Annotated in this window: 22 protein-coding genes, 1 rRNA gene and 1 riboswitch; of the genes, 13 read left to right on the top strand and 10 right to left on the bottom strand. The window is 40.4% G+C overall.

The features are described 5' to 3' along the window. Positions 1-5: 5 nt before the first annotated feature. Positions 6-1184: a lipid-A-disaccharide synthase gene (lpxB, locus tag B9T34_RS14395; RefSeq protein WP_086213816.1), complete on the bottom strand. Its 1179-nt coding sequence runs from the start codon at positions 1182-1184 to the stop codon at positions 6-8. A gap of 218 nt (positions 1185-1402) precedes the next feature. On the opposite strand from lpxB, the gene B9T34_RS14400 reads away from it, so the two are divergent. The 4 genes from B9T34_RS14400 (at position 1403) to B9T34_RS14415 (ending at position 4735) form a co-directional block, all read left to right on the top strand. Continuing rightward, complete coding sequence (locus B9T34_RS14400; protein ID WP_139841278.1) at positions 1403-1888, top strand: hypothetical protein; 486 nt, start codon at positions 1403-1405, stop codon at positions 1886-1888. A gap of 118 nt (positions 1889-2006) precedes the next feature. Then, on the top strand, positions 2007-2915 hold the full coding sequence (locus tag B9T34_RS14405; protein WP_086213818.1) for a sulfite exporter TauE/SafE family protein: 909 nt from the start codon (positions 2007-2009) through the stop codon (positions 2913-2915). 126 nt (positions 2916-3041) lie between these two features. Further along, positions 3042-4133 (top strand): 3-deoxy-7-phosphoheptulonate synthase, encoded by a 1092-nt coding sequence (locus B9T34_RS14410; protein WP_086213819.1) that lies wholly within the window; start codon positions 3042-3044, stop codon positions 4131-4133. Between the two features lie 77 nt (positions 4134-4210). Then, entirely contained in the window at positions 4211-4735 is a 525-nt protein-coding gene (locus tag B9T34_RS14415; RefSeq protein ID WP_086213820.1) for a protein tyrosine phosphatase family protein, read from the top strand. On the opposite strand, the gene ispF is transcribed toward B9T34_RS14415, so the two are convergent. Then, positions 4723-5211 (bottom strand): 2-C-methyl-D-erythritol 2,4-cyclodiphosphate synthase, encoded by a 489-nt coding sequence (gene ispF, locus B9T34_RS14420; protein ID WP_086213821.1) that lies wholly within the window; start codon positions 5209-5211, stop codon positions 4723-4725. The genes B9T34_RS14415 and ispF overlap by 13 nt on opposite strands. Positions 5212-5311: 100 nt before the next feature. Between ispF and B9T34_RS14425 the strand changes: the two genes are divergently transcribed. Next, a complete protein-coding gene (locus B9T34_RS14425) occupies positions 5312-5959 on the top strand; it encodes a hypothetical protein (RefSeq protein ID WP_086213822.1) in 648 nt (215 codons plus the stop codon). A 58-nt stretch (positions 5960-6017) separates the two neighbouring features. On the opposite strand, the gene B9T34_RS14430 is transcribed toward B9T34_RS14425, so the two are convergent. Further along, positions 6018-6662 (bottom strand): flagellar biosynthesis protein, encoded by a 645-nt coding sequence (locus tag B9T34_RS14430; protein WP_086213823.1) that lies wholly within the window; start codon positions 6660-6662, stop codon positions 6018-6020. Between the two features lie 136 nt (positions 6663-6798). Further along, positions 6799-8043 (bottom strand): D-amino acid dehydrogenase, encoded by a 1245-nt coding sequence (locus B9T34_RS14435; RefSeq protein WP_086213824.1) that lies wholly within the window; start codon positions 8041-8043, stop codon positions 6799-6801. 145 nt (positions 8044-8188) lie between these two features. After that, positions 8189-8277, bottom strand: a riboswitch (glycine riboswitch). A 164-nt stretch (positions 8278-8441) separates the two neighbouring features. Between B9T34_RS14435 and B9T34_RS14440 the strand changes: the two genes are divergently transcribed. Both B9T34_RS14440 and B9T34_RS14445 read left to right on the top strand, forming a co-directional pair. Further along, positions 8442-9215, top strand: a complete 774-nt coding sequence (locus B9T34_RS14440) for a hypothetical protein (protein WP_086213825.1) — start codon at positions 8442-8444, stop codon at positions 9213-9215. Positions 9216-9475: 260 nt separating this feature from the next. Further along, positions 9476-10000 (top strand): hypothetical protein, encoded by a 525-nt coding sequence (locus B9T34_RS14445; RefSeq protein ID WP_086213826.1) that lies wholly within the window; start codon positions 9476-9478, stop codon positions 9998-10000. Between the two features lie 286 nt (positions 10001-10286). Here the strand turns inward: B9T34_RS14445 and B9T34_RS14450 are convergent, their stop codons facing one another. From B9T34_RS14450 to B9T34_RS14465, 4 genes are all read right to left on the bottom strand, one after another. Continuing rightward, entirely contained in the window at positions 10287-10667 is a 381-nt protein-coding gene (locus tag B9T34_RS14450) for a GNAT family N-acetyltransferase (protein WP_228147462.1), read from the bottom strand. 89 nt (positions 10668-10756) lie between these two features. Then, positions 10757-11851 carry a chorismate synthase gene (gene aroC / locus B9T34_RS14455; RefSeq protein ID WP_086213827.1) on the bottom strand — a complete coding sequence of 365 codons (1095 nt, stop codon included), beginning with the start codon at positions 11849-11851 and terminating at the stop codon, positions 10757-10759. A gap of 13 nt (positions 11852-11864) precedes the next feature. Further along, positions 11865-12875 (bottom strand): 50S ribosomal protein L3 N(5)-glutamine methyltransferase, encoded by a 1011-nt coding sequence (gene prmB, locus B9T34_RS14460; RefSeq protein ID WP_086213828.1) that lies wholly within the window; start codon positions 12873-12875, stop codon positions 11865-11867. A 90-nt stretch (positions 12876-12965) separates the two neighbouring features. Continuing rightward, the gene (locus B9T34_RS14465; RefSeq protein WP_086213829.1) at positions 12966-13346 is read right to left on the bottom strand and encodes a lysozyme inhibitor LprI family protein; all 381 of its coding nucleotides are present in this window, start codon (positions 13344-13346) and stop codon (positions 12966-12968) included. 213 nt (positions 13347-13559) lie between these two features. Here B9T34_RS14465 and B9T34_RS14470 point away from each other — a divergent pair, with 213 nt between their 5' ends. The 6 genes from B9T34_RS14470 (at position 13560) to B9T34_RS14495 (ending at position 19499) form a co-directional block, all read left to right on the top strand. After that, positions 13560-13865 carry a hypothetical protein gene (locus tag B9T34_RS14470; RefSeq protein WP_086213830.1) on the top strand — a complete coding sequence of 102 codons (306 nt, stop codon included), beginning with the start codon at positions 13560-13562 and terminating at the stop codon, positions 13863-13865. Positions 13866-14025: 160 nt separating this feature from the next. Continuing rightward, on the top strand, positions 14026-15399 hold the full coding sequence (locus B9T34_RS14475) for an ABC1 kinase family protein (RefSeq protein WP_086213831.1): 1374 nt from the start codon (positions 14026-14028) through the stop codon (positions 15397-15399). A 233-nt stretch (positions 15400-15632) separates the two neighbouring features. After that, complete coding sequence (locus B9T34_RS14480) at positions 15633-16919, top strand: acyl-CoA dehydrogenase family protein (protein WP_171265222.1); 1287 nt, start codon at positions 15633-15635, stop codon at positions 16917-16919. 29 nt (positions 16920-16948) lie between these two features. Beyond that, positions 16949-18148 carry an acyl-CoA dehydrogenase family protein gene (locus B9T34_RS14485; RefSeq protein WP_086213833.1) on the top strand — a complete coding sequence of 400 codons (1200 nt, stop codon included), beginning with the start codon at positions 16949-16951 and terminating at the stop codon, positions 18146-18148. 112 nt (positions 18149-18260) lie between these two features. Next, complete coding sequence (locus B9T34_RS14490) at positions 18261-18749, top strand: GNAT family N-acetyltransferase (RefSeq protein ID WP_086213849.1); 489 nt, start codon at positions 18261-18263, stop codon at positions 18747-18749. A 252-nt stretch (positions 18750-19001) separates the two neighbouring features. Next, positions 19002-19499 carry a lytic transglycosylase domain-containing protein gene (locus B9T34_RS14495; protein ID WP_086213834.1) on the top strand — a complete coding sequence of 166 codons (498 nt, stop codon included), beginning with the start codon at positions 19002-19004 and terminating at the stop codon, positions 19497-19499. A gap of 5 nt (positions 19500-19504) precedes the next feature. Here the strand turns inward: B9T34_RS14495 and B9T34_RS14500 are convergent, their stop codons facing one another. Then, positions 19505-20053 carry a DUF4256 domain-containing protein gene (locus tag B9T34_RS14500; RefSeq protein WP_086213835.1) on the bottom strand — a complete coding sequence of 183 codons (549 nt, stop codon included), beginning with the start codon at positions 20051-20053 and terminating at the stop codon, positions 19505-19507. 242 nt (positions 20054-20295) lie between these two features. Beyond that, positions 20296-20410, bottom strand: a 5S ribosomal RNA gene (rrf, locus tag B9T34_RS14505). Positions 20411-20424 lie beyond the last annotated feature (14 nt).

Genomic DNA, 20424 nt, shown 5'->3' on the forward strand with positions numbered 1-20424 from the left:
AAAGATTAAGCCGGATTTAGAATATTTAAAACAGCCTGTACAGGATCTTCACTATTGCCTGCTAAAAGCTGCTTATGCATGGTGATATGCTGCATCGCTTGAATCTGCGCAGTTTCAACACTCATTAATTTTTCAATTTCTGCCGCCAGCTTTTCTGGTGTCGCACCTTTTTGAATCAGTTCCCGAATGACTTTCTTGCCCGCAATAATATTCGGCAACGAGTAATACGGAATCTTAATTAAGAATTTCACGACATGATAGGTCAGCCAATTCAGCTGATAAAACGTCACCATTGGTCTATGCAGCAGCATCGCTTCTAAAGTAGCTGTACCAGAGGCTAATGCAACAATATTCGATGCATTCATTACCTGACGGCCAATTTTAGATTCAGTATCGGTATTTTCCAGCAGCTGCACTCTAGCTTTAAAATCTTCTGGGTAATTGGCTAACAACGCTTCAATTTGCTGTTTACGCGCATCATTAATGGCTGGAATTAAAAAAACGTACTCTGGATGCTTTTGCATCACAATTTTTGCGGCATCTAGCACCAAAGGCCCTAAACGCTCAATTTCACCGCGGCGGCTTCCAGGCAATAAAGCAATGTGTTTCTGAGATGGATCTAAACCCAGTTCTGCTTTAGCTTCTGCAATTGGATTCTGAAGCGGCAATTGACTTGCCAATGGATGCCCCACAAATGCGGCTGGCACATCCCACTTTTTATAAAAAGTTTTTTCGAACGGGAAAAGGCAAAGCACCAAATCTATGTTGGCCTTAATGCCATGCACACGGCCTTGACGCCAAGCCCACACCGAAGGACTTACATACTGCACAGTTTTAATTGGCAACTGTTTTTGCTTTAAGCTTTTAGACAGTCTTAAGTTAAAATCTGGCGCATCAATACCAATAAATACATCAACAGGATTTTCAGTCCAAGTGGCAACTAAGCCATCACGCACAGCAAACAGTTTCTTAATATCTTTAAGCACTTCTACAATACCCATCACAGACAAAATATCCATCGGGTAGTAACTTTTGAAACCTTCTGCAATCATTTGCGGACCACCAATGCCTTCAAACTCAGCATCAATACCCTGCTCTCGAAAACTGCGGATCAATTTGGCGCCTAAGGTATCTCCAGATACTTCTCCAACCACGATGCCTATTTTAAGTTTTCGGTTTTGCAAGGTTCTGTCCTTTTATAAATAAAGCTTTGCATCTTGATTCTAACATAAACAATAAATTATAAATGGATGCCTTCAGCACACATTTAATGCAATTAAAACACCAGCAGGATTCCAATTAACGCAGTATGAATACTTGGCTTTCAAATGAAATACTTCAGCCAATACGAAGATTTTGGCATTGGTCAAAACAAAAGTTTGTACTGTTTTGCATACTGTCTATGTTGCTTCAAAGCCTCTGCTTTCTGCTCTTTCCAAGCATATGGCTACCAAGCAAACTTGAGCAGGCAATTCTAATTCAGCCCCAAACTCATCTTCAAAAGGGTAAAATTCACACTCTAGTTATTCAATCAGGCCATCAAAAATATGTTGCCAATTGCGCGGTTCAGATGCATAAGCTTGCCGATTACTGCAAGCAAATAACAGTCCATAAGCAAAATGTAGCTGTATCACATTTAAGCCTCATTTATTATATGACTACACCGCTTTGGCATTATAAGAACTCGAAAAAAGAAGTATTCATTCAAGATATTGACCTGCGACACAGCAGCAAGTCCACACTAAATATGCATGCGGTAACATCCGAGCAAAATACATGGCTGATACATCAGCAAACTATACCCAAAATCGTCAAATGGTTGCTGATACTGAATCTGTTGCATTTAATTGCGGTGCTGGCTGCCAAAATAAAAGTAAAACCACTTTAAAGGCAAACCGACTTTATACTCTTTATCTTTTTTTCGCATAAGCAAATCACTAATCAAGACAACGGCTTATCTTTAAAAGTCATAAGATATGCTCGTTTTTCGATTTTGGCATATAACCATGTTTGGTCCTTTTGAATTTATTATGGCTGGCGTGTTGGTCGGCTTCTGTGTAGGTATTACAGGTGTCGGCGGCGGTTCTTTAATGACTCCAATCCTGATCAGCCTATTTAGGATTGAACCGCATATTGCGATTGGTACAGACCTGCTGTATGCCGCTATCTCTAAATTCTGCGGTTCGCTGGTACATGCCAAAAAATTGAATATTGTATGGCCTATTGTTATTTGGCTCTCAATCGGCAGTATTCCTGCATCATTTGCAACGCACTGGGTTTTAGACAATTACCTGAGCCAATCCAGCAGTTATAAAGCTGTATTAACCATGGTTTTGGGTTTCATGCTGACGCTAACGGGTCTATCTATTATTTTCCGCGGTCATATCGAACGTTTCTTTAATAAGTTCCGCAACAATGATGTCCGTGATGACATGACTGAAGATTTAGAGCATGTAAATTTCAAATCGACTAAAAAGCGTGCCCTGATTGTTATTATGGGTATTGTACTTGGCGTTTTTGTGACCTTATCTTCTGTAGGCGCAGGCGCATTTGGCATCATGGCTTTAGTTTTACTCTTCCCAAACTTGCCAATGATCCGCATTATTGGTTCAGATGTTGTGCATGCTGTATTGCTGACTTTTGTAGCAGGCATGGGCCATATGACTTCAGGCAATGTAGACTTTCAATTACTGGGATGGCTGCTGTGCGGTTCAATTCCTGCAATTGTAATTGGTACGCTGCTGAGTTCGCATATGCCTGAAAAATTGATCCGTAAAATTTTGGGCATCACTTTATTTGCACTTGGTATCAATTTCATATTGAACCCGATTAAAGCTAAACCTGCGGCAAAACCTGAAGCGGCATTGATCATCCAAAATGATGCTGTAAATGCCCATAAAAGTGTGAATATTTAATTTATCTTTGCAATTCATCACTTTTTTTTCACCATCATATTGATCTTTTTTATAACAATGATGCAGTGCATTCATGTTATATTCGGCTCATGAAACAACCTTTTGTATGAACAACCAGTGACGGCAATGAATACACAACAGTCAAACCCAATTACACAATCAGATATCGATGACGTGAATGTAAAAAGCATTCAGCCCCTTGTAACGCCAGCGGAACTCAAAACAGAATTACCTTTGACTGAAACTGCCTATCAAACTGTACTTAAAGGCCGCGACACTGTACGCAAAATTTTAGACGGTGAAGATAAGCGTATTTTCATTGTTATTGGCCCTTGTTCTATTCATGACACCGTTGCTGCGCATGAATATGCTGACCGCTTAAAAACGCTCAGTGAAAAAATTAAAGATACGATTTATGTGGTCATGCGTGTTTACTTCGAAAAACCGCGTACGACTGTGGGCTGGAAAGGCTTAATTAACGATCCAGACATGAATGATTCTTTCAATATTGAGAAAGGTCTTCGTATTGGCCGTCAATTGCTGCTTGAGCTGAACGAAAAAGGCTTGCCTTGCGCAACTGAAGCCCTTGATCCTAACTCTCCGCAGTACTATCAAGACTTAATTTCATGGTCTGCAATTGGCGCGCGTACAACGGAAAGCCAAACTCACCGCGAAATGTCTTCTGGCCTTTCGTCACCTGTCGGCTTCAAAAATGGTACAGACGGCGGCTTAACTGTTGCAACCAACGCGATGCAGTCAGTGAAGCACGGCCACAGCTTCTTGGGCCTGAATGATCAAGGTCAAGTATCTGTGATCCGCACGAGCGGCAACCCATATGCACATGTGGTATTGCGCGGCGGCAACGGCAAACCAAACTATGATGCAGGTTCAGTTGCAGATGCAGAAGCGGCCTTGGCTAAAGCCAAAGTCAGCGGCAAAATCATGATTGATACCAGCCACGCTAACTCAAATAAAGACCCGTACTTACAGCCTTTAGTATTGAAAAATATTACAGAGCAGATTTTAGATGGCAATAAGTCAATCGTTGGCTTGATGGTGGAAAGCCATTTAAAAGGCGGACGCCAAGACATCCCTGCTGATCTTTGCAATTTAGAATATGGCAAATCTGTGACTGATGGCTGTATCGATTGGGATACAACCGAAAAAGCGCTGCTTGAAATGCACGAAGCGCTTAAAGATGTGCTTCCAGCACGTTAAGAGTTAAAAAACGCCATCGTCAAGATGGCGTTTTTATTTTATAGTGTTTGATATATCTTAAAAGTAAAAATAACTGTATGAATGATATTGAAAATGGTTTAAGCCAGATCGAAAACTTCCAGTTTATTCATGAACACCTGTTTAGCTCTGGACAACCTACAGCAGCCCAGCTTCAGCTGATTAAAGAATATGGCGTGACCACTGTCGTTAATTTGGCACTGACCGATGCTGATCCTCGCTTAGAGCATGAAGACCGTATTTGCCTAGAACTAGGCTTAAACTATATTCAAGTGCCAATTCTGTGGGATACGCCATCTGATGACCAGTGCTTGCTGGTTTTAGATATGCTCGATCATTTGGTGCAGGAACAGCTAGTATGGATTCACTGCGCTAAAAATTTCCGCGTGAGCAGCCTCATGTATTTATACCGTCAATATTATATGAATATAGACATGCCTGCTGCGCAAGAACTGATGCATCAAATTTGGGAACCAAATGAAACATGGACAGGCTTAATCCATGCGGTATCTCTGCAGCTGCAAGGCAGAAAATCGACCAAAGAGCTGCAGCAGTCCTTAATTCATCCAGATCACTTCGCGTGAACAACCAATACGGTTGCAGTAGATAAAATCCCTTCCTGACGGCCAGTGAAGCCCAGCTTTTCAGTGGTCGTTGCTTTTACGCTAATTTGCGTAATATCGACATCCAGCACATCCGCAATGCTTTGACGCATTTCTAAATTATGCCGCGCCAATTTTGGGCGTTCACACGCGACAGTAATATCTGCATTTGATAATACATATCCGCGATCTAATATCAGCTGATAGACATGTTTCAGCAAAACTTTGCTGTCGGCGCCTTTAAAATTCGGATCTGTGTCTGGAAAATGCTGACCAATATCACCTAAGGCCAAAGCCCCCAGCAGCGCATCACATAAGGCATGCAGTACCACATCGCCGTCAGAATGCGCTTTTAAGCCATGTGTATGCGGAATTTGAACACCTGCAAGCGTGACAAACTCGCCTTCTTCAAATGCATGTACATCGAGTCCTTGACCGATTCTAATTGGTGCAGCCATCGCATTCTTCCTTTAGAAATAAACGATTGTAATCTTGTATTCACGCTTTCTATTTCGCTATAGTTAGAGCCAGCGCAACGTAGTGAAAGTATAAGCGATCATGCTGTTGAAATCTGATATAAATATCATCAAAACCATCACAATTGGCTTAAGCCTTAGCTATTTTCTGTGCAACCCAGCATATGCAGAAGCTATAGACTGTTCCGAGCCTCATCATTCTTTAAAAAAAGTATGTTCGGATACTTTTTCAAAACAGCGTGAACATTTAAATAATCTTTACCTGACAGGACTGCTGGTTACCGATGCGCCCGCCCGTATTATTCAAGATACTCAGCAAATGTGGATGCAGCGTTTAAAACAATGTAAGCGCTTAGATTGCTATAAGCAGCAAATTGATTTGCGCGCAGACGACCTGAATATTTTTGTTTCGCTCAACCAAAGCTTAACACAACATTATCTAAAGTTTGAAAATGGTGCTTTTGCGCAGCAGCAAGTGCACATGAAAGTGCATCAGCTGAGTAAAGACAGCATCAAAATTGAAGGCGTTGCTTACCGCAATCCCAATAATCGACTGGATACCCAAAGCATCGCTTTCTTAGCCTACACTACGCCTGATCAAAAAAATGAAATCGTAGACAATGAACATGACTGTAAATACCAGTTCACGTACAGTAAAGCGCTGCTTTCAGTAAAAACATCGCAAAAAGGCTGTGAACGTTTTGCCGGTGTTTACCGTTTATATGACTAATAATTTGTAGCTTAAACCGTTTAAAAAGAAGCCAGATGGCTTCTTTTTAAACGGTACTTTACTTTAATTGTTCAATCAGCCTATTTTCATAATCATCCAATGTTTCATTCATTGTTTTGATCCATTTTGAACCTGTCGCCATGGCTGTTGGCTTCGAGATTTTGCTATAAGTATGAATTGATTTTTTGTCATCATTCACATTTTGAATATCTGTTTCAATTTCAGTATTAATTGTGACATACGAAAATCCTGGCTGCATCCAAGACCAAAACTTATTAATCTTCATATTTAAAACCAAATCGGGTTTCACTGCTTGAGATGCTGGTACTACAATATAACCAGACCTGCTCAAAGCAGATTCCACCCGCTTTTGCATTACAGAACTGACCGTTTCATCTCTTAACAGTATATCGCCCATTGCTTTGCCATATCCATTACGCTTACGGGCTACAGCCTTTGATTTATCTATATCTGTTGCATTCTTCAGACCACCTTTAAGTGAAGGTATATTTGCCTGTTTGGGTTTTTCTTCGAATACACGCATGTCTTCAACGATATTAATCACTGCAACTTTTTTTAATTCCTCTGAAGAATCTAGCTGTTTTACCGGTGATTCCAGCGAAACCAATCCGCGCGTAGACACACACCCCGAAAGTCCTGCAATTAAAACTGAACTTAATATAAATTTAGTAAGCTTATTCATTTTTCCATTATTTTTAAGTGATAAATATCAAGAACATTCTAATACATCTTACTGAAATTTATATAAATAACTAAAAAATAATGAATACAGCTATTAAATGAAAGCATGAAGCATAAACTTCATGCTTTTCTTAGAGTTATACAGGATGGCTATTCGCAACCTGCTGGCTAATCATAGCCGCTGTGGCTGCAGAAAGCGTCCAGCCCAAATGCCCATGCCCCGTATTGTAAAAGACTCGCTCACGCTTCCCACGATTAACCATAGGCATCATGTTCGGCATCATAGGACGTAAACCCGCCCACGGTACAGAAAACTCAGTCGATAAATCAAAATTTCGATTGACCCAATCAATTAATGGCTGAATACGGTCAGAACGGATATCTCGGTTATAGCCATTAAATTCAGCGGTTCCAGCAACGCGCAAACGATCTTCACCTAAGCGCGATGTAACAATTTTAGCGCTTTCATCCAGCAAACTAACCCACGGCGCTTGCTTCTGACTGTGTGTATCACGCAGTTCTACTGTTATTGAATAGCCTTTGACTGGGTAAACATTGACTCGGTCACCTAACATATCTGCCAACTGATAACTTCCAACGCCACCGCATACCACTAAAGCATCTGCATCTAGTATTTCTATATGATCAGACGCTGCATCGACATTTTCATCACTGGCTTTCAGCTGTAAAGTCACCCCTGCAGCATGATGAGAAATTGAAACCACTTCACGTCCAAACAAATATTCCACACCTTTTCTCTGCGTGACTTGCGCAAGACCTGCTGTAAATTTGTGAATATCACCCGTGGCATCCCCTGGACAATAGAAGCCGCCATAGTACTCTCCAGTTAAGCTTGGCTCTATCGTTTTCATTTCATCATTGCTGACAGCGTGGCGGATTAAACCGCCCTCACACAGCATATCATTCACACTGATCGCGGCTTTATAATCTGCCTCACTATGATAAAAATGCAAGATTCCACGCTTTTCTAAATTAAAATCAATCTGTTCTTTTTCTGCAATTTCAAATAAGCGCTGACGCGCCAATAGTGCCAGCCGCACTGTTTCTTGGGTATTTTCCTTATAGTGTTTAATGTTGCCTAGAAATTCCATCAGCCATGCATATTTATGCACACTAAAACTTGGGTTTAGAAGCAATGGCGCAGATTTTTGCGACATCCACTTAATGCCTTTTAAAACAGTCGCTTTTTGATTCCAAACTTCAGCATTGCATGCCGAAAGCTGACCGCCATTCGCAAATGAGGTTTCCATGGCGGGAAAGAGATGCTTATCAATTACGGTCACATCATAGCCCAAAAGGCTAAGCTCATAGGCGGTAGTCACGCCTGTAATTCCTGCACCAATCACTGCAATTTTACACATATAGGCACTCCTTAAAATGCTGAGCATTTCAAATCATTGCGCCTCATCTGTTTGGGTACCTGAGAGCTTCAATTACATAAGTTTATTCCAATGCAATCTTCCCCCTTCGGTGAGCATAGCCTGGCTATGCTTCTCTCCAGATTTTTTCAGCTATGCAGTCCTTTTGCCTGAGAGTTTCCTGAGGCTTTGCTCCTTCGGCGAGCGTACTGAACGCTTCTCTCCTGCAATAGCTGTTTCTTATATTTCTCACTCTAATATGAGCAATTTTTGTACCACTTCCAAGTATTATTTTATTTATTCTGTATCGGCCAGCGCATCAGCAGACATAATTTCTGTTTCATCAAATGATTAGAACAGCTTAGAATTAAGTTTATTCACAGCTTTTAACTGCTAAATTCATGCACGCCTATAGCTTCACAGATTTTTCTGACCATATCTTGCACCATTCCATAGATGAATTGACACATTCACCGCTTTTGCATATCGCATCATCCGGCAGACTCAGCAGCTTTTATACGCCTTTTGACAGCATTAATTTAAATGCCAAAATTGTCTTTGTTGGCATTTGCCCTGGACAATTGCAGTGGAAAAATGCACTGACTGCGGCTCAAAATGCATTAAAAGAAGGCCTCAGTACAGATGAAGCACTGAAACATGCTAAAACTGCAGGCGCTTTCAGCGGCCCAATTCGAAAAAATTTGGTGCAGATTCTGGATCATATCGGTTTACAGCATAAACTAAACATTGCCTCCACGGTTCAGCTGTTTAGTGAACATCAATCCATGGTTCAAATGACCTCTGTGCTGCGGCAGTGTATTCTTGTAAATGGCAAAAACTATGCTGGCACCAGTCCCAATATGCTCAAAAATGATTTTTTAAAACAGCATATAGAAAACTATTTTGTACCTGAAATTCGCTTGCTTCCTCATGCTATTTATATCCCTTTTGGCAATGCTGTAGTAGATGTACTATATTCACTATCCAGCTTAGGCTATTTGCAAGAGGAACAAATATTAGATGGCTTTCCACATCCATCTGGCGCTAATTCGGAACGCATAAAGTATTTTCTAAGGCAAAAAAAAGCGTCCGACCTTTCGCCAGCGACCAACGCCGAACTTATAGATCAAGCTAAAATCCGATTATTAAACAAACTAAAACACCTGAATATTTAAGCTTTTCTTAAAGCAAAAATGCTCAATTGACTTTTTGTTCTGCAGATTTATGAATGATGGTTCTAGCTAAATATGAATTCTTTTATATAAACTTTGCGGAACGAATGTGTAATATTATATTAAAAAACAAAATCTTACCTTCCAACAAAAGAATTCCGACAGCATTCATTGTGATTTATTTTACTTTTTAAAATTTATATGTGACTATACGCACAAAATAAATCTTGCTTAATAAAAATAAAATCTCTAAGGAATCAATCATGAAGAATTATTTCGTTCTAAGCTATTTAACAGTCATGCTTACAGGATGCTTAGTCATTCCCTCTAAATCTGGCTCTACACCCGACACACTTGCTCAAGCGGTTAAAACTGTCGAAAACTCCAAAGCTGTTACACGTACGACGACTCGCGGTCCGCTATTGTGTGAAAATATGCCTGGCTGTCCAGAGCTTGCGATCGATTGGAAAAAACAGCATGGCGCCTATGCGGTATCGCTGCATATTTACAGCCCATATCAGATTGAAATGAACGAGATTAGTTTCGATATTGATGGGAAAAAGTACTCATATAGCACCATTGGCGCAACAGCACATCGTAAACTTGATAACTCAACAGTGATCGAATCTGCAAACACGGTAAATGTTCCAGCAAGCCTACTAAGCCGTTTTAAAAATGCGAAAAATATTCAGGTGATTATCTGTTCAGATAGCATGGATATCACACAGTCTATGCTGAGCAATGGTACGCAATCCAAAGCGTACCGTATGTTCTTACGCGGCTATTAAAGCTCTATAACAAATCATAGATATACATTTATGGTCGCTCGCAAAACGTTTAAATGTATTTTGGGCGTATGGTCATTACCAATACGCCTTTTCTATTTGGGCTATTGCATCACTCATTCTCGGAACCATCCATAAAATTCTCAAATTTTAAGCACTTTAATCATCTGAACTAAATGCAGATCTGCCAAAGGTGTGCCAACATTTGCATGAATTGGATATTCCTCCCTATGAGCAGTTTTTAGGTAACCGCAGCGCGCGTAAAAGGCCATTAATTCCGTTCTTAAGCTCAATACATACATCTCAAGAATTTTAATTTCAGGATAATGTGCTGTTCTACGAAATTTAAGAGTTCTTTACCCAAGCCTTGATTTTGTAATGCTGGGTCTACACTAAAACTGCCAATTTCAGCCTTGACACCTTGATAGCATATGCCAATACATCCAATTAAACTTGTAGCATGCATCTGATCTTCTAAAAGCCAAAGTTCAAAATTCTGCTGAGCCAAATGCTCCTGCAGCTGTGCTGGGGATATTCTATCACCCGCAATCATATCTTTTTCGGTCGTCCAACTTTGTCCTATTTTACCCCGATACGCCACATTCATTAATTTACAAATTGCTGGTATATCCTGTATTCCTGCACGTCTTATTGACCGCATTTTCTTCATATTATTTGCTCATCGTTATGCACAACATTTTTTATTTAAAAAAAAGCCAGACGATTGGCTGGCTTTTTTATATTAGATGTTAAATCTGATTACTTCGGTTCAATGGGCGCAAACGGTGCAATTACATCCGCATTTTGCGCACGGTTACGCATGAAATGATCCATCAGCACAATCGCCAGCATAGCTTCAGCAATTGGTGTTGCACGAACGCCTACACATGGGTCATGGCGGCCTTTGGTCAATACATCCGTATTTTCGCGTTCAATGGTAATGGTTTTACCCGGTGTGGTAATTGATGCAGTCGGCTTCAAGGCAATCGCAACACGAATATCCTGACCGCTCGAAATACCGCCCAGAATACCGCCAGCATGATTTGCAAGGAAACCATCTGTACTCAACTCATCACGAGTTTGGTGACCAAACTGTTCTGCAACGCCAAAACCATCACCAATTTCAACACCTTTTACCGCATTTATTGACATCATGGCATGCGCAATATCGGCATCCAGACGGTCAAAAACGGGCTCACCCCAGCCAACCGGCACTTTAGACGCAATGATTTCAAGTTTTGCGCCGCAGCTTGTGCCCTGTTCGCGAAGTGATGTCACCAATGCTTCAAAACGCGGAACGGCATCAGCATCACCGCAGAAAAACGGGTTATTTGGAACTTCATTCCAATCCAATTTTTCTGCCTTTTCCGTACCGATTTGCGTTACATGACCGCGGATTTCAATAGCAAACTTTTCTGCCAAGAACTTTTTAGCAATAGCGCCTGCAGCTACACGCATTGCGGTTTCACGCGCACTTGAACGTCCGCCGCCACGGTAATCACGGAAACCATACTTTTGAGTATAGGTATAATCTGCATGCCCAGGGCGGAAAGTCTGTGCAATATTGCCGTAGTCTTTCGATTTCTGGTCTGTATTGCGAATCAGCAAACCAATCGATGTTCCTGTGGTTTTGCCTTCAAACACGCCTGAAATAATTTCGACTTCATCCGGTTCTTTACGCTGCGTCGCAAATTTAGACGTGCCTGGTTTGCGGCGGTCTAAATCTTTCTGCAAATCCTCTGCAGACAGCTCCAGCCCCGGCGGAACGCCATCAACAATGGCCATAAGGCCAACACCATGAGATTCACCGCAAGTCGTTACACGGAAGAGTTGACCGATACTATTGCCTGCCATGTTCAACGGCTCCTTATGCTTGAACAGATTGGATGAATAAATCTCTATATGTACGGCATTGCGCAGCTGTTAACGCGAAAATACCTGTACCGCCTTTTTGGAACTGCAGCCAGTAGAAATCAACAGTATTGAAGTTTTGGCGCATTGCCCATTCTGAATTGCCCACTTCAATCACAATTAAGCCGTCTTCAGTTAAATAATCTGCAGCCTGCGCCAGCATTTTACGTACAAGATCTAAACCGTCTTGACCTGCAGCCAACGCCATTTCAGGTTCATGGTGGAATTCTTCAGGCAGATCCGCCATATCTTCCGCGTCAACATAAGGCGGATTAGATACAATCAAATCATATTGATTTTCGGCAGGAATTTTTTCAAAAAGATCAGACTCAAGCAACGCAATCTGATATTGCTTATTGTGATGTTCACAGTTGATTTGCGCCACTTCAAGCGCATCTTTAGAAAGATCAGTCGCATCCACTTCTGAATCTGGGAATGCATAAGCTAAGGCAATCGCGATACAGCCAGAACCCGTACACATATCCAAAATACGCTGCGGTGTTTTCGGATTTGGGTTTTCAGGCAAGTTATTCACTGCTGCGCCCATTTCGCCATTTTCACCTAAACAATAAGGCGCAAAACGGTTTTCGATCAGCTCAGCAATTGGTGAACGCGGAATCAATACACGTTCATCGACATAAAATGGCTTGCCAAAGAAATAAGACAAATTCAGTAAATAAGATGTTGGAACTTTTTCGTTAATGCGGCGTTCCAGCAAAGCTAAAAATTCAGCTGATTCGCTTGGCAATACTTTGGCATCTAAAATGTCAGAATCAACCTTCCAGTCCAAAGACAGCGTTTGCAAAACTAAAGCTGAACTTTCGGCAAAATAATCTTCTGTACCTTGGCCTAAATGTGCATCGTATTGACGTAAAGCTGAAACTCCAAAACGGATAAAATCACGAATAGTAGTTAAGTTTTCAGCGGCTTCCTGCAAATGTTCAGGGCTAATAGTCGGTCGATCCACTTAAGGCGTCTCCAAGGTCATATTTTCAAAACGCCTTATGATACCTCAGTTTTCATGCTTTTATTCAGCTTTAAAACATGCTTTCAGCAATTATTCGTATGCGCGCGTTTTCTTTTTATAGAATTCTGCACGTTCTACAGTCATGCCTAAAATACATTGCTGCTGTGCAATATAAGCATGAACTGTTGAATTATTTGTTCCGCAGACTTTGTTCACACGAAACGCCCAAAGCTCATGCTGATTTTTATAATTATCGGCATAACCATTCGAATTTTTTAAATATTTTTTATAATATTTATTCATTCTCTTATCTTGCTGCTTTAATTCCTTTTTAATACATTTTTGAATGACATCCGTATTTCCATATGTTGCTGTCGTGCATTGCAAATAATCTTTACTTAAACCCTCCGCAAACGCGGTATTGGCGCACAGCGCAGCCAAACTTAATCCTATTAAACCCCAAAAACGCATAATGTTCCCCTAGCTTGAGATAGCCACAATTCAAAGAATTTTATTTTAGTTGTGTAAATACTACCGTAATCCTTTTTAGAATCCTATATCTAGCTATTGGTATAAACAGCAAGAATTTTTTGACCGCGTCACAATAAAAATACGCCTTGTATATTGAAACTGCCAAATAAAACCCTATTAATAGTGATGCCCTTTTTACAAGCCGCTTTATTTATGAGCTATAAACACAATAACCTGATGGCTATGCGCCAAAGTTACTGGAATGACTCTATATCTGCACAAGTCATGGAAGAAAAAAAATTCTTTCAGCAAGCTCTTGAGGAATCCGGCATTTTTTCTACACCTACACTAGACGATGCAAAACATCTATTCTTCAGTTTCCCCAGTATTATTATCGTTAAAGGCTATGCCAGCGGATTTACGCACGACAAAGTTAAAGATATGATTTTTCAACATATCTTAGAACATAAGAAGCTTCTTCAGCAAAAAACAGAAGTAAAAGTTAAATTTAATATTTAAGCAATTAAGTTGATGTCTAATTCTTAAAGGCTTTTTCAGTACAATGCTGCATAACTTTACTGGTTATTCAGCATGTTAAACTTTTTTAATACGTGCAGACAGGGTAAGATTCGCTACAATGAAATACTCTGCTAATTGCTGATTAAAGGATTTAGTTTACATGTCAGATCAGAACGATAAGCTCAAACAACTGAAAACATCTTCAATGGATCGACGCTTATCGATTGCTAAAGCTTCTTTACTCGCAGGAACCCGCTGGGCTGCTTCTAACGCCACCTCTATTTTTTCCAGTGAAGAGGAAAAAGAACGTAAGCGTAAAAAAGCCATGAAGGAACAGGCAGACTATCTGGTTGCTGAAATTGGCAAACTGAAAGGCTCAATTGTAAAAATTGGCCAAATGATGGCATTGTATGGCGAGCACTTTCTGCCAGAAGAAATCACTCAAGCACTGAACACCTTAAACAATCAAACAGTTGCATTGGCTTGGCCTGCAATTAAACAACAGCTGCATGCTCAGCTGGGTTCAAAGCTTGATGATCTCACTGTGGATCATGAACCGCTTGGAACTGCCTCGCTTGCACAAGTGCACCGCGCAACGCGTAAATCAGATGGTTTAGAAATTGTTCTGAAGGTGCAATATCCTGGCGTAGCAGATGCCATAGATTCAGACATGAATTTATTTAAGAATATGCTGAAACTGACCCGCATTGTTCCTCAAACACGTGAATTTGATCAGTGGTTTGATGAAGTGCGTGAAATGATGCACCGTGAAGTAAATTATAAAATTGAAGCAGAAACAACACGCCGTTTTGCATCGCGCTTAAAAGAAGACCCGCGCTATATCGTCCCGCAAATTATTGATGAATACTGTACAGATCAAGTTCTGTGCATGACATTTGAACGCGGCGTGCCAATCAATAGCCCTGTCATGCTGTCTCTCCCGCAAGAACGCCGCAATGCATTAGGTGAAGCATCACTTGAAATTGCAGTACGTGAATTGTTTGAGTGGGGTGAAATGCAGACTGACCCAAACTTTGGCAACTATCTCGTTCGCTTAGGTAATGGCGAAGATGCGCATGACAAAATTGTCTTGTTGGATTTTGGCGCAATTCGTCAATTTGACCAGCACTTGTTAAAAGTCGCGCATAACCTGATTTTTGCAGGATTTAATCATGATGCAGATGCAATGGTTAAAGCAATGACAGGTTACAGCTTCTTTGACTCTATTCCGCAAAGTATTAAGCCAGATATGGCTAAAGTTTTTTTACTTGCGACAGAAGCATTCAGCACCCCGCTTAATAATACGGAGCTTCCAGCTGGAGTTATGGATGAACAAAACCGTTATGACTGGAAAAAAAGCCAGCTTCATAGCCGTGTGATGCAGCAAGCATCTAAGTCCATGGCTTCACGTTACTTCAGTGTACCGCCTAAAGAGTTTATGTTTATCAGTCGTAAATTTATTGGCGCTTATACTTTTATGACCGTTATTGAAGCAAAAACCAATGTGAGAAAAATGATTCAAAAATACAAATAACTGCATATTGGCCTGAATGTATTTTTGTCATTCAGGTCAATCTCATCATTCAATCATCTTTTTTAAAAATAAAATATTTAATAAAAATCATAATATTAAATTTCAAAATCGCGCCTACGCAACCACTTATCATTGACAATTAAGTATGTCAGTTATGACATGGTTTTTTCACCTCCCGCATGTCAGCATAATTTTAGAAATTATCCCTTTCTGGAACAACAAAAATGAATGACATGGTCAATAAAGCGCAAGGATTTGGGCTCTCGTTGCTCACTAAAATTGCAGGCAGTGATGTATTAGATCAATTAAAACTAAGAAAATTTATAGAGAAATCACTCTATCAAGGTTCGAAAGCTGGCTTTAAAACACTCAGCAAAACACAAAAGGCATTTAAACCTCAAAGTAATGTTCATAAGCAGCGTCTGCCAAATCAGACTAAATCACTGTTTGATTTAAGCCTGTCCGAAGAACAGCAAATCACTTGCGATGCAATGCAGCAATTTGCACAAGAAGTGCTTTATCCTTTAGCACATGCTGCAGATCAAAATGAAGCTTTTCCAAATGAACTGTATCAATACTGCATTGATTTAGGCCTAAATTTCTATGCTTTACCAGAAGCGCTGGGCGGCGTGGCTGCTGAAAAAAATATCATTAGCAATATATTGATTGCAGAACAGCTCGCTCAAGGTGATTTTAGTTTAAGTGCAGGCCTGCTCTCCACTTTCAGTGTAATCAACGCCATTACCCAATGGGGCTCCGAACAGATTCAATCCAAATATCTGCCAACTTTTGCAGAGGACTCAGAAACTCAAGCCAGTTTTGCAGTTCAAGAAGCAAGCCCTGCTTTTAATCCCTTTAAACTCAAAACTAAAGCCACTAAAAATGGCAATCAATTTAATATCAACGGAGAAAAAACGTTGGTATTGCTGGGTGAATCCGCGGATCTACTTTTAGTTTCTGCAGAATTTGAAGGTAAGCCAGAAGTATTTACTGTTGTCCGTGATCAAAGCATTACCGTTAAAAAAACGCCCGCAATGGGACTTAAAGCCACTGAAACAGTTACGCTGCACTTTAGTAATACGCCTGCAGAACGTTTGGGCGATAACGACTTTGACTACACAGCGTTTTTAGATCTCGGCAATTTAATGTGGTGCGCTATGGCTGTCGGCACTTGTGAAGCTGTTAAGAAATATTGCATTCAATATGCCAATGAACGTACTGCATTTGGTGAACCTATATCGCACCGCCAAAGTGTTGCATTTATGATTGCAGATATGGCGATTGAAATTGATGCTATGCACATGCTGGTGCTCAATGCTGCAAGTCTTGCAGAGTCAGGTAAACCATTTTACCGCGAAGCCTATTTAGCTCGCCTGCTTTGCGCTGAAAAATCGATGAAAATTGGCACAGATGGCGTACAGATTCTAGGCGGACACGGTTTTACTAAAGAACACCCCGTAGAACGCTGGTACCGTGATTTACGCGCAACTGCAATTATGCACTCTGGCCTTCATGCTTGATATATAAGTATTAAAAAGGAATAAATACAATGAATTTACAAAATCCTAAAAAATTTAAAATGCTTATCGATCAAGCGCATGAGGTTGCACTGAATGTCTTGCGCCCTATTTCGCGTAAATATGACAAGGCCGAGCATGCATATCCTAAAGAGCTGGATATGCTGTCATCTCTGGTTGATGGCATGAATGAAGGCGGCGATGGCATGAATGCAGGTGCTGCCGTAAATAAACGTGGTGATAGTGAATCAGGCAATAAAAATGGCATCAACATGTCTACTGCACTGAGTATTATTGAAATGTGTTATGGCGATACGGGCCTATTACTCAGCATGCCGCGTCAAGGGCTTGGCAATTCAGCCATTGCTGCTGTAGCGAATGACGAACAGTTAGAGCGTTTAAAAGGCACTTGGGCTGCAATGGCAATTACAGAACCGAGCTGTGGTTCAGACTCAGCTGCTATTCGCACCACAGCAACAAAAGATGGTGATGACTACATATTAAATGGCGAAAAAATCTTTGTTACTTCTGGTGACCGTGCAGATTCCGTTGTCGTTTGGGCCACACTTGACAAAAAGCTGGGCCGTGCAGCCATTAAATCTTTTGTGGTGACCAAAGGTACGCCAGGAATGAAAGTTGAACGTTTAGAGCATAAGCTGGGTATTAAAGCTTCAGATACGGCAGCTATCAGCTTCATCGATTGCCGTGTACCTGCATCCAACTTATTGGGCAACCCCGAAATTGATGTTGCCAAAGGCTTTGCTGGGGTGATGGAAACTTTTGATAACACCCGTCCACTCGTCGCAGCCATGGCCATTGGCTGTGCCAAAGCATCTTTAGAACGTATTAAAGAAATCTTTAAAGATGAGCTGGATGAGCAATATGCGACGCCCTATTTACAGACCTCAAATCTAGCAGCTCAAATCTACCGTATGGAAGCTGAATGGGAAGCTGCCCGTTTACTGATGATTAAAGCAGCGTGGATGGCTGATAACAAAAAGCCTAACTCACGTGAGGCCTCTATTGCAAAAGCAAAGGCAGGACGCGTAGGCAATGAAATTACACTTAAATGTGTAGAATTAGCTGCGAGTGTTGGCTATAACGAAGAAGATTTGCTGGAAAAATGGTCGCGTGATTCTAAGATTTTAGACATTTTTGAAGGTACTCAGCAAATCCAACAGCTCATTATTGCACGTCGTGAACTTGGAAAAACCTCTAGTGAACTCAAGTAAAATTACGATATAACATTAATGTAGCTTAACATCATCTCGTTTAAAGATGGATTTTTACAGTAAAACAGACTATAACAATCCATCTGCACTGATTTTCAACTTTGCCCAATCTATGTATCAAATCCGCACCATCGAGCCTAAAGATAATCCTCAAATTGCCAGTATTATTCGTGAAGTTTCAAAAGAATTCGGCCTAGCCGCTGAGTCAGGATTTGCCGTTGCTGATCCTGTACTGGATAATCTCTATGAAGTTTATCAAAAAGAAAATGCCCAATATTGGGTGATTGAAAATGAACAGGGCAAAATCTTAGGCGGCGGCGGCATCTCGCTACTTCAAGGTGATTCCAATATTTTAGAAATACAGAAAATGTACTTTACTGCCGAAATTCGAGGGCATGGATTTGCAAAAAAAATCCTAAACCTTGCATTTGAATTTGCAATACAGCATGGTGTAAATTCTTGCTACTTAGAAACAACAGCTGATTTATGGCAAGCTGTCAAATTATATGAAAAACTCGGCTTCAATCATTTATCTGCACCCAAAGGCAATACTGGGCATAGCCATGCTTGCGAAATATGGATGCTAAAAAGTTTGGTGTAAATTTAATAAAGTATGATTTTCTAACTTCGAAGAGGTTTTCAAACTCTTCGATCTCGCTATATTGGTAAATAATTAACAAATTCAACACAGCATCTAGCCTTTAAATGATTGACTGTATATCTAATGCTGAATAATATTTTGAATTAATTTTAAGACTAGATAGTAAATATTTTGTTCAATTTATCCTCGGCGCTCAAAATCAATAATTTTTTTCATGTAAAAAATATCACAGTAAAATCACTTTGCATTTTTATGACAGCGACAGTTTTTACGGGTTGCTCTTCATTAGGTGGCGGCTCCATCGAAAAACGCGCAGGAAAACTTTCTGCTGGAATCCAACGTGCATATTCAGTTGAACCGGATACAGCAAATCGTCTATCTCCAATGATCGTACAAAGTGCTGAACGCTATGATTTAGATCCATTACTGTTAGCAGCTGTCATCCGCCAAGAGTCAAGTTACCGTAGCTATGTCACTTCGCCTGCTGGTGCAGTTGGCCTAACACAGGTTATCCCACGCTATTGGCAAAATACTTGCCCTGGTGACTTATTTGATGAATTTACCAATATTCAATGCGGAAGTTATATTATAGCCAAATATAAAAACAGTGCAGGTAAATTACCCAAAGCATTAGCCTACTATAATGTCGGGCCTACAGGCTACAACACAGATCGACGTATGAAAAAGCAAGGAAAACGCTATGCTAAGCAAGTTAAACAACATCAAAAGCTTTTAAAAAATGCTTTATAGCATTATTAGAGAATAAGCTTGCAACGGAATCCACGTGATGCGTAGTATGACTGCGCGCCATTATGATACGTAAATACACGTCCATAACGGCAATCGCAAAATATGGCTCCGCCATTATGCCGAATATCAGATGGTGCCATTATCCAGCTCGATGTTTTTAAATCAAAATTAAAAACTTTCTGTATTGCACGGTATTCGTCTTCTGTAAGCAGCTCTGCGCCAATCTCATTCACCATATCAATGACATTACCTTTAGGAGGGTGATCTTTCCTATTTTCCAGTGCATCACGGTCATAACACAAACTTCTTCTTAGTTTCGGTGACTCCAGACTACAATCATAAAATATAATCTCTACAGTATGCTCACTCAATATCACAATATCTGGCTCACCACCTGTTCTTTCCATTTCAAACAATGTTTTTAATTTTAAGGGCTTTGTAATCAATAGCTTTTCAACATCTATCCACTTTAATTGAGGATGGCGCTGCATATTTTCATTAAAGCGCTTTTGCAATATTTCTAAAATGGCAATTTTATTAAAATCTTTGAGCATTTTTGTAATCCTTTAATTTAATCTTTTACGACTGTATTTAAATATAAAGAATTAAAGCCATGCCTTATGTAAATTTTTAACTCTTTTTAATTTCTCAATCATCTATGAGTTCTATGAGTTCTATGAGTTCTATGAGTTCTATGAGTTCTATGAGTTTTGCAGTTTAAATAATTATGTTCTTAAATTATCACCCGCGCATAAAAAAACACCCCCTGAGTAATCAGGGGGTGTTTAGAATAATGAGCTGGCGATGACTTACTCTCACATGGGTAACCCCACACTACCATCAGCGCTAAGAGGTTTCACTTCTGAGTTCGGGAAGGGATCAGGTGGTTCACTCTTGCTATTGTCGCCAGCACAACTGTTATGGA

The organism is Acinetobacter sp. ANC 3813 (assembly GCF_002135435.1).
Classification (GTDB): domain Bacteria; phylum Pseudomonadota; class Gammaproteobacteria; order Pseudomonadales; family Moraxellaceae; genus Acinetobacter.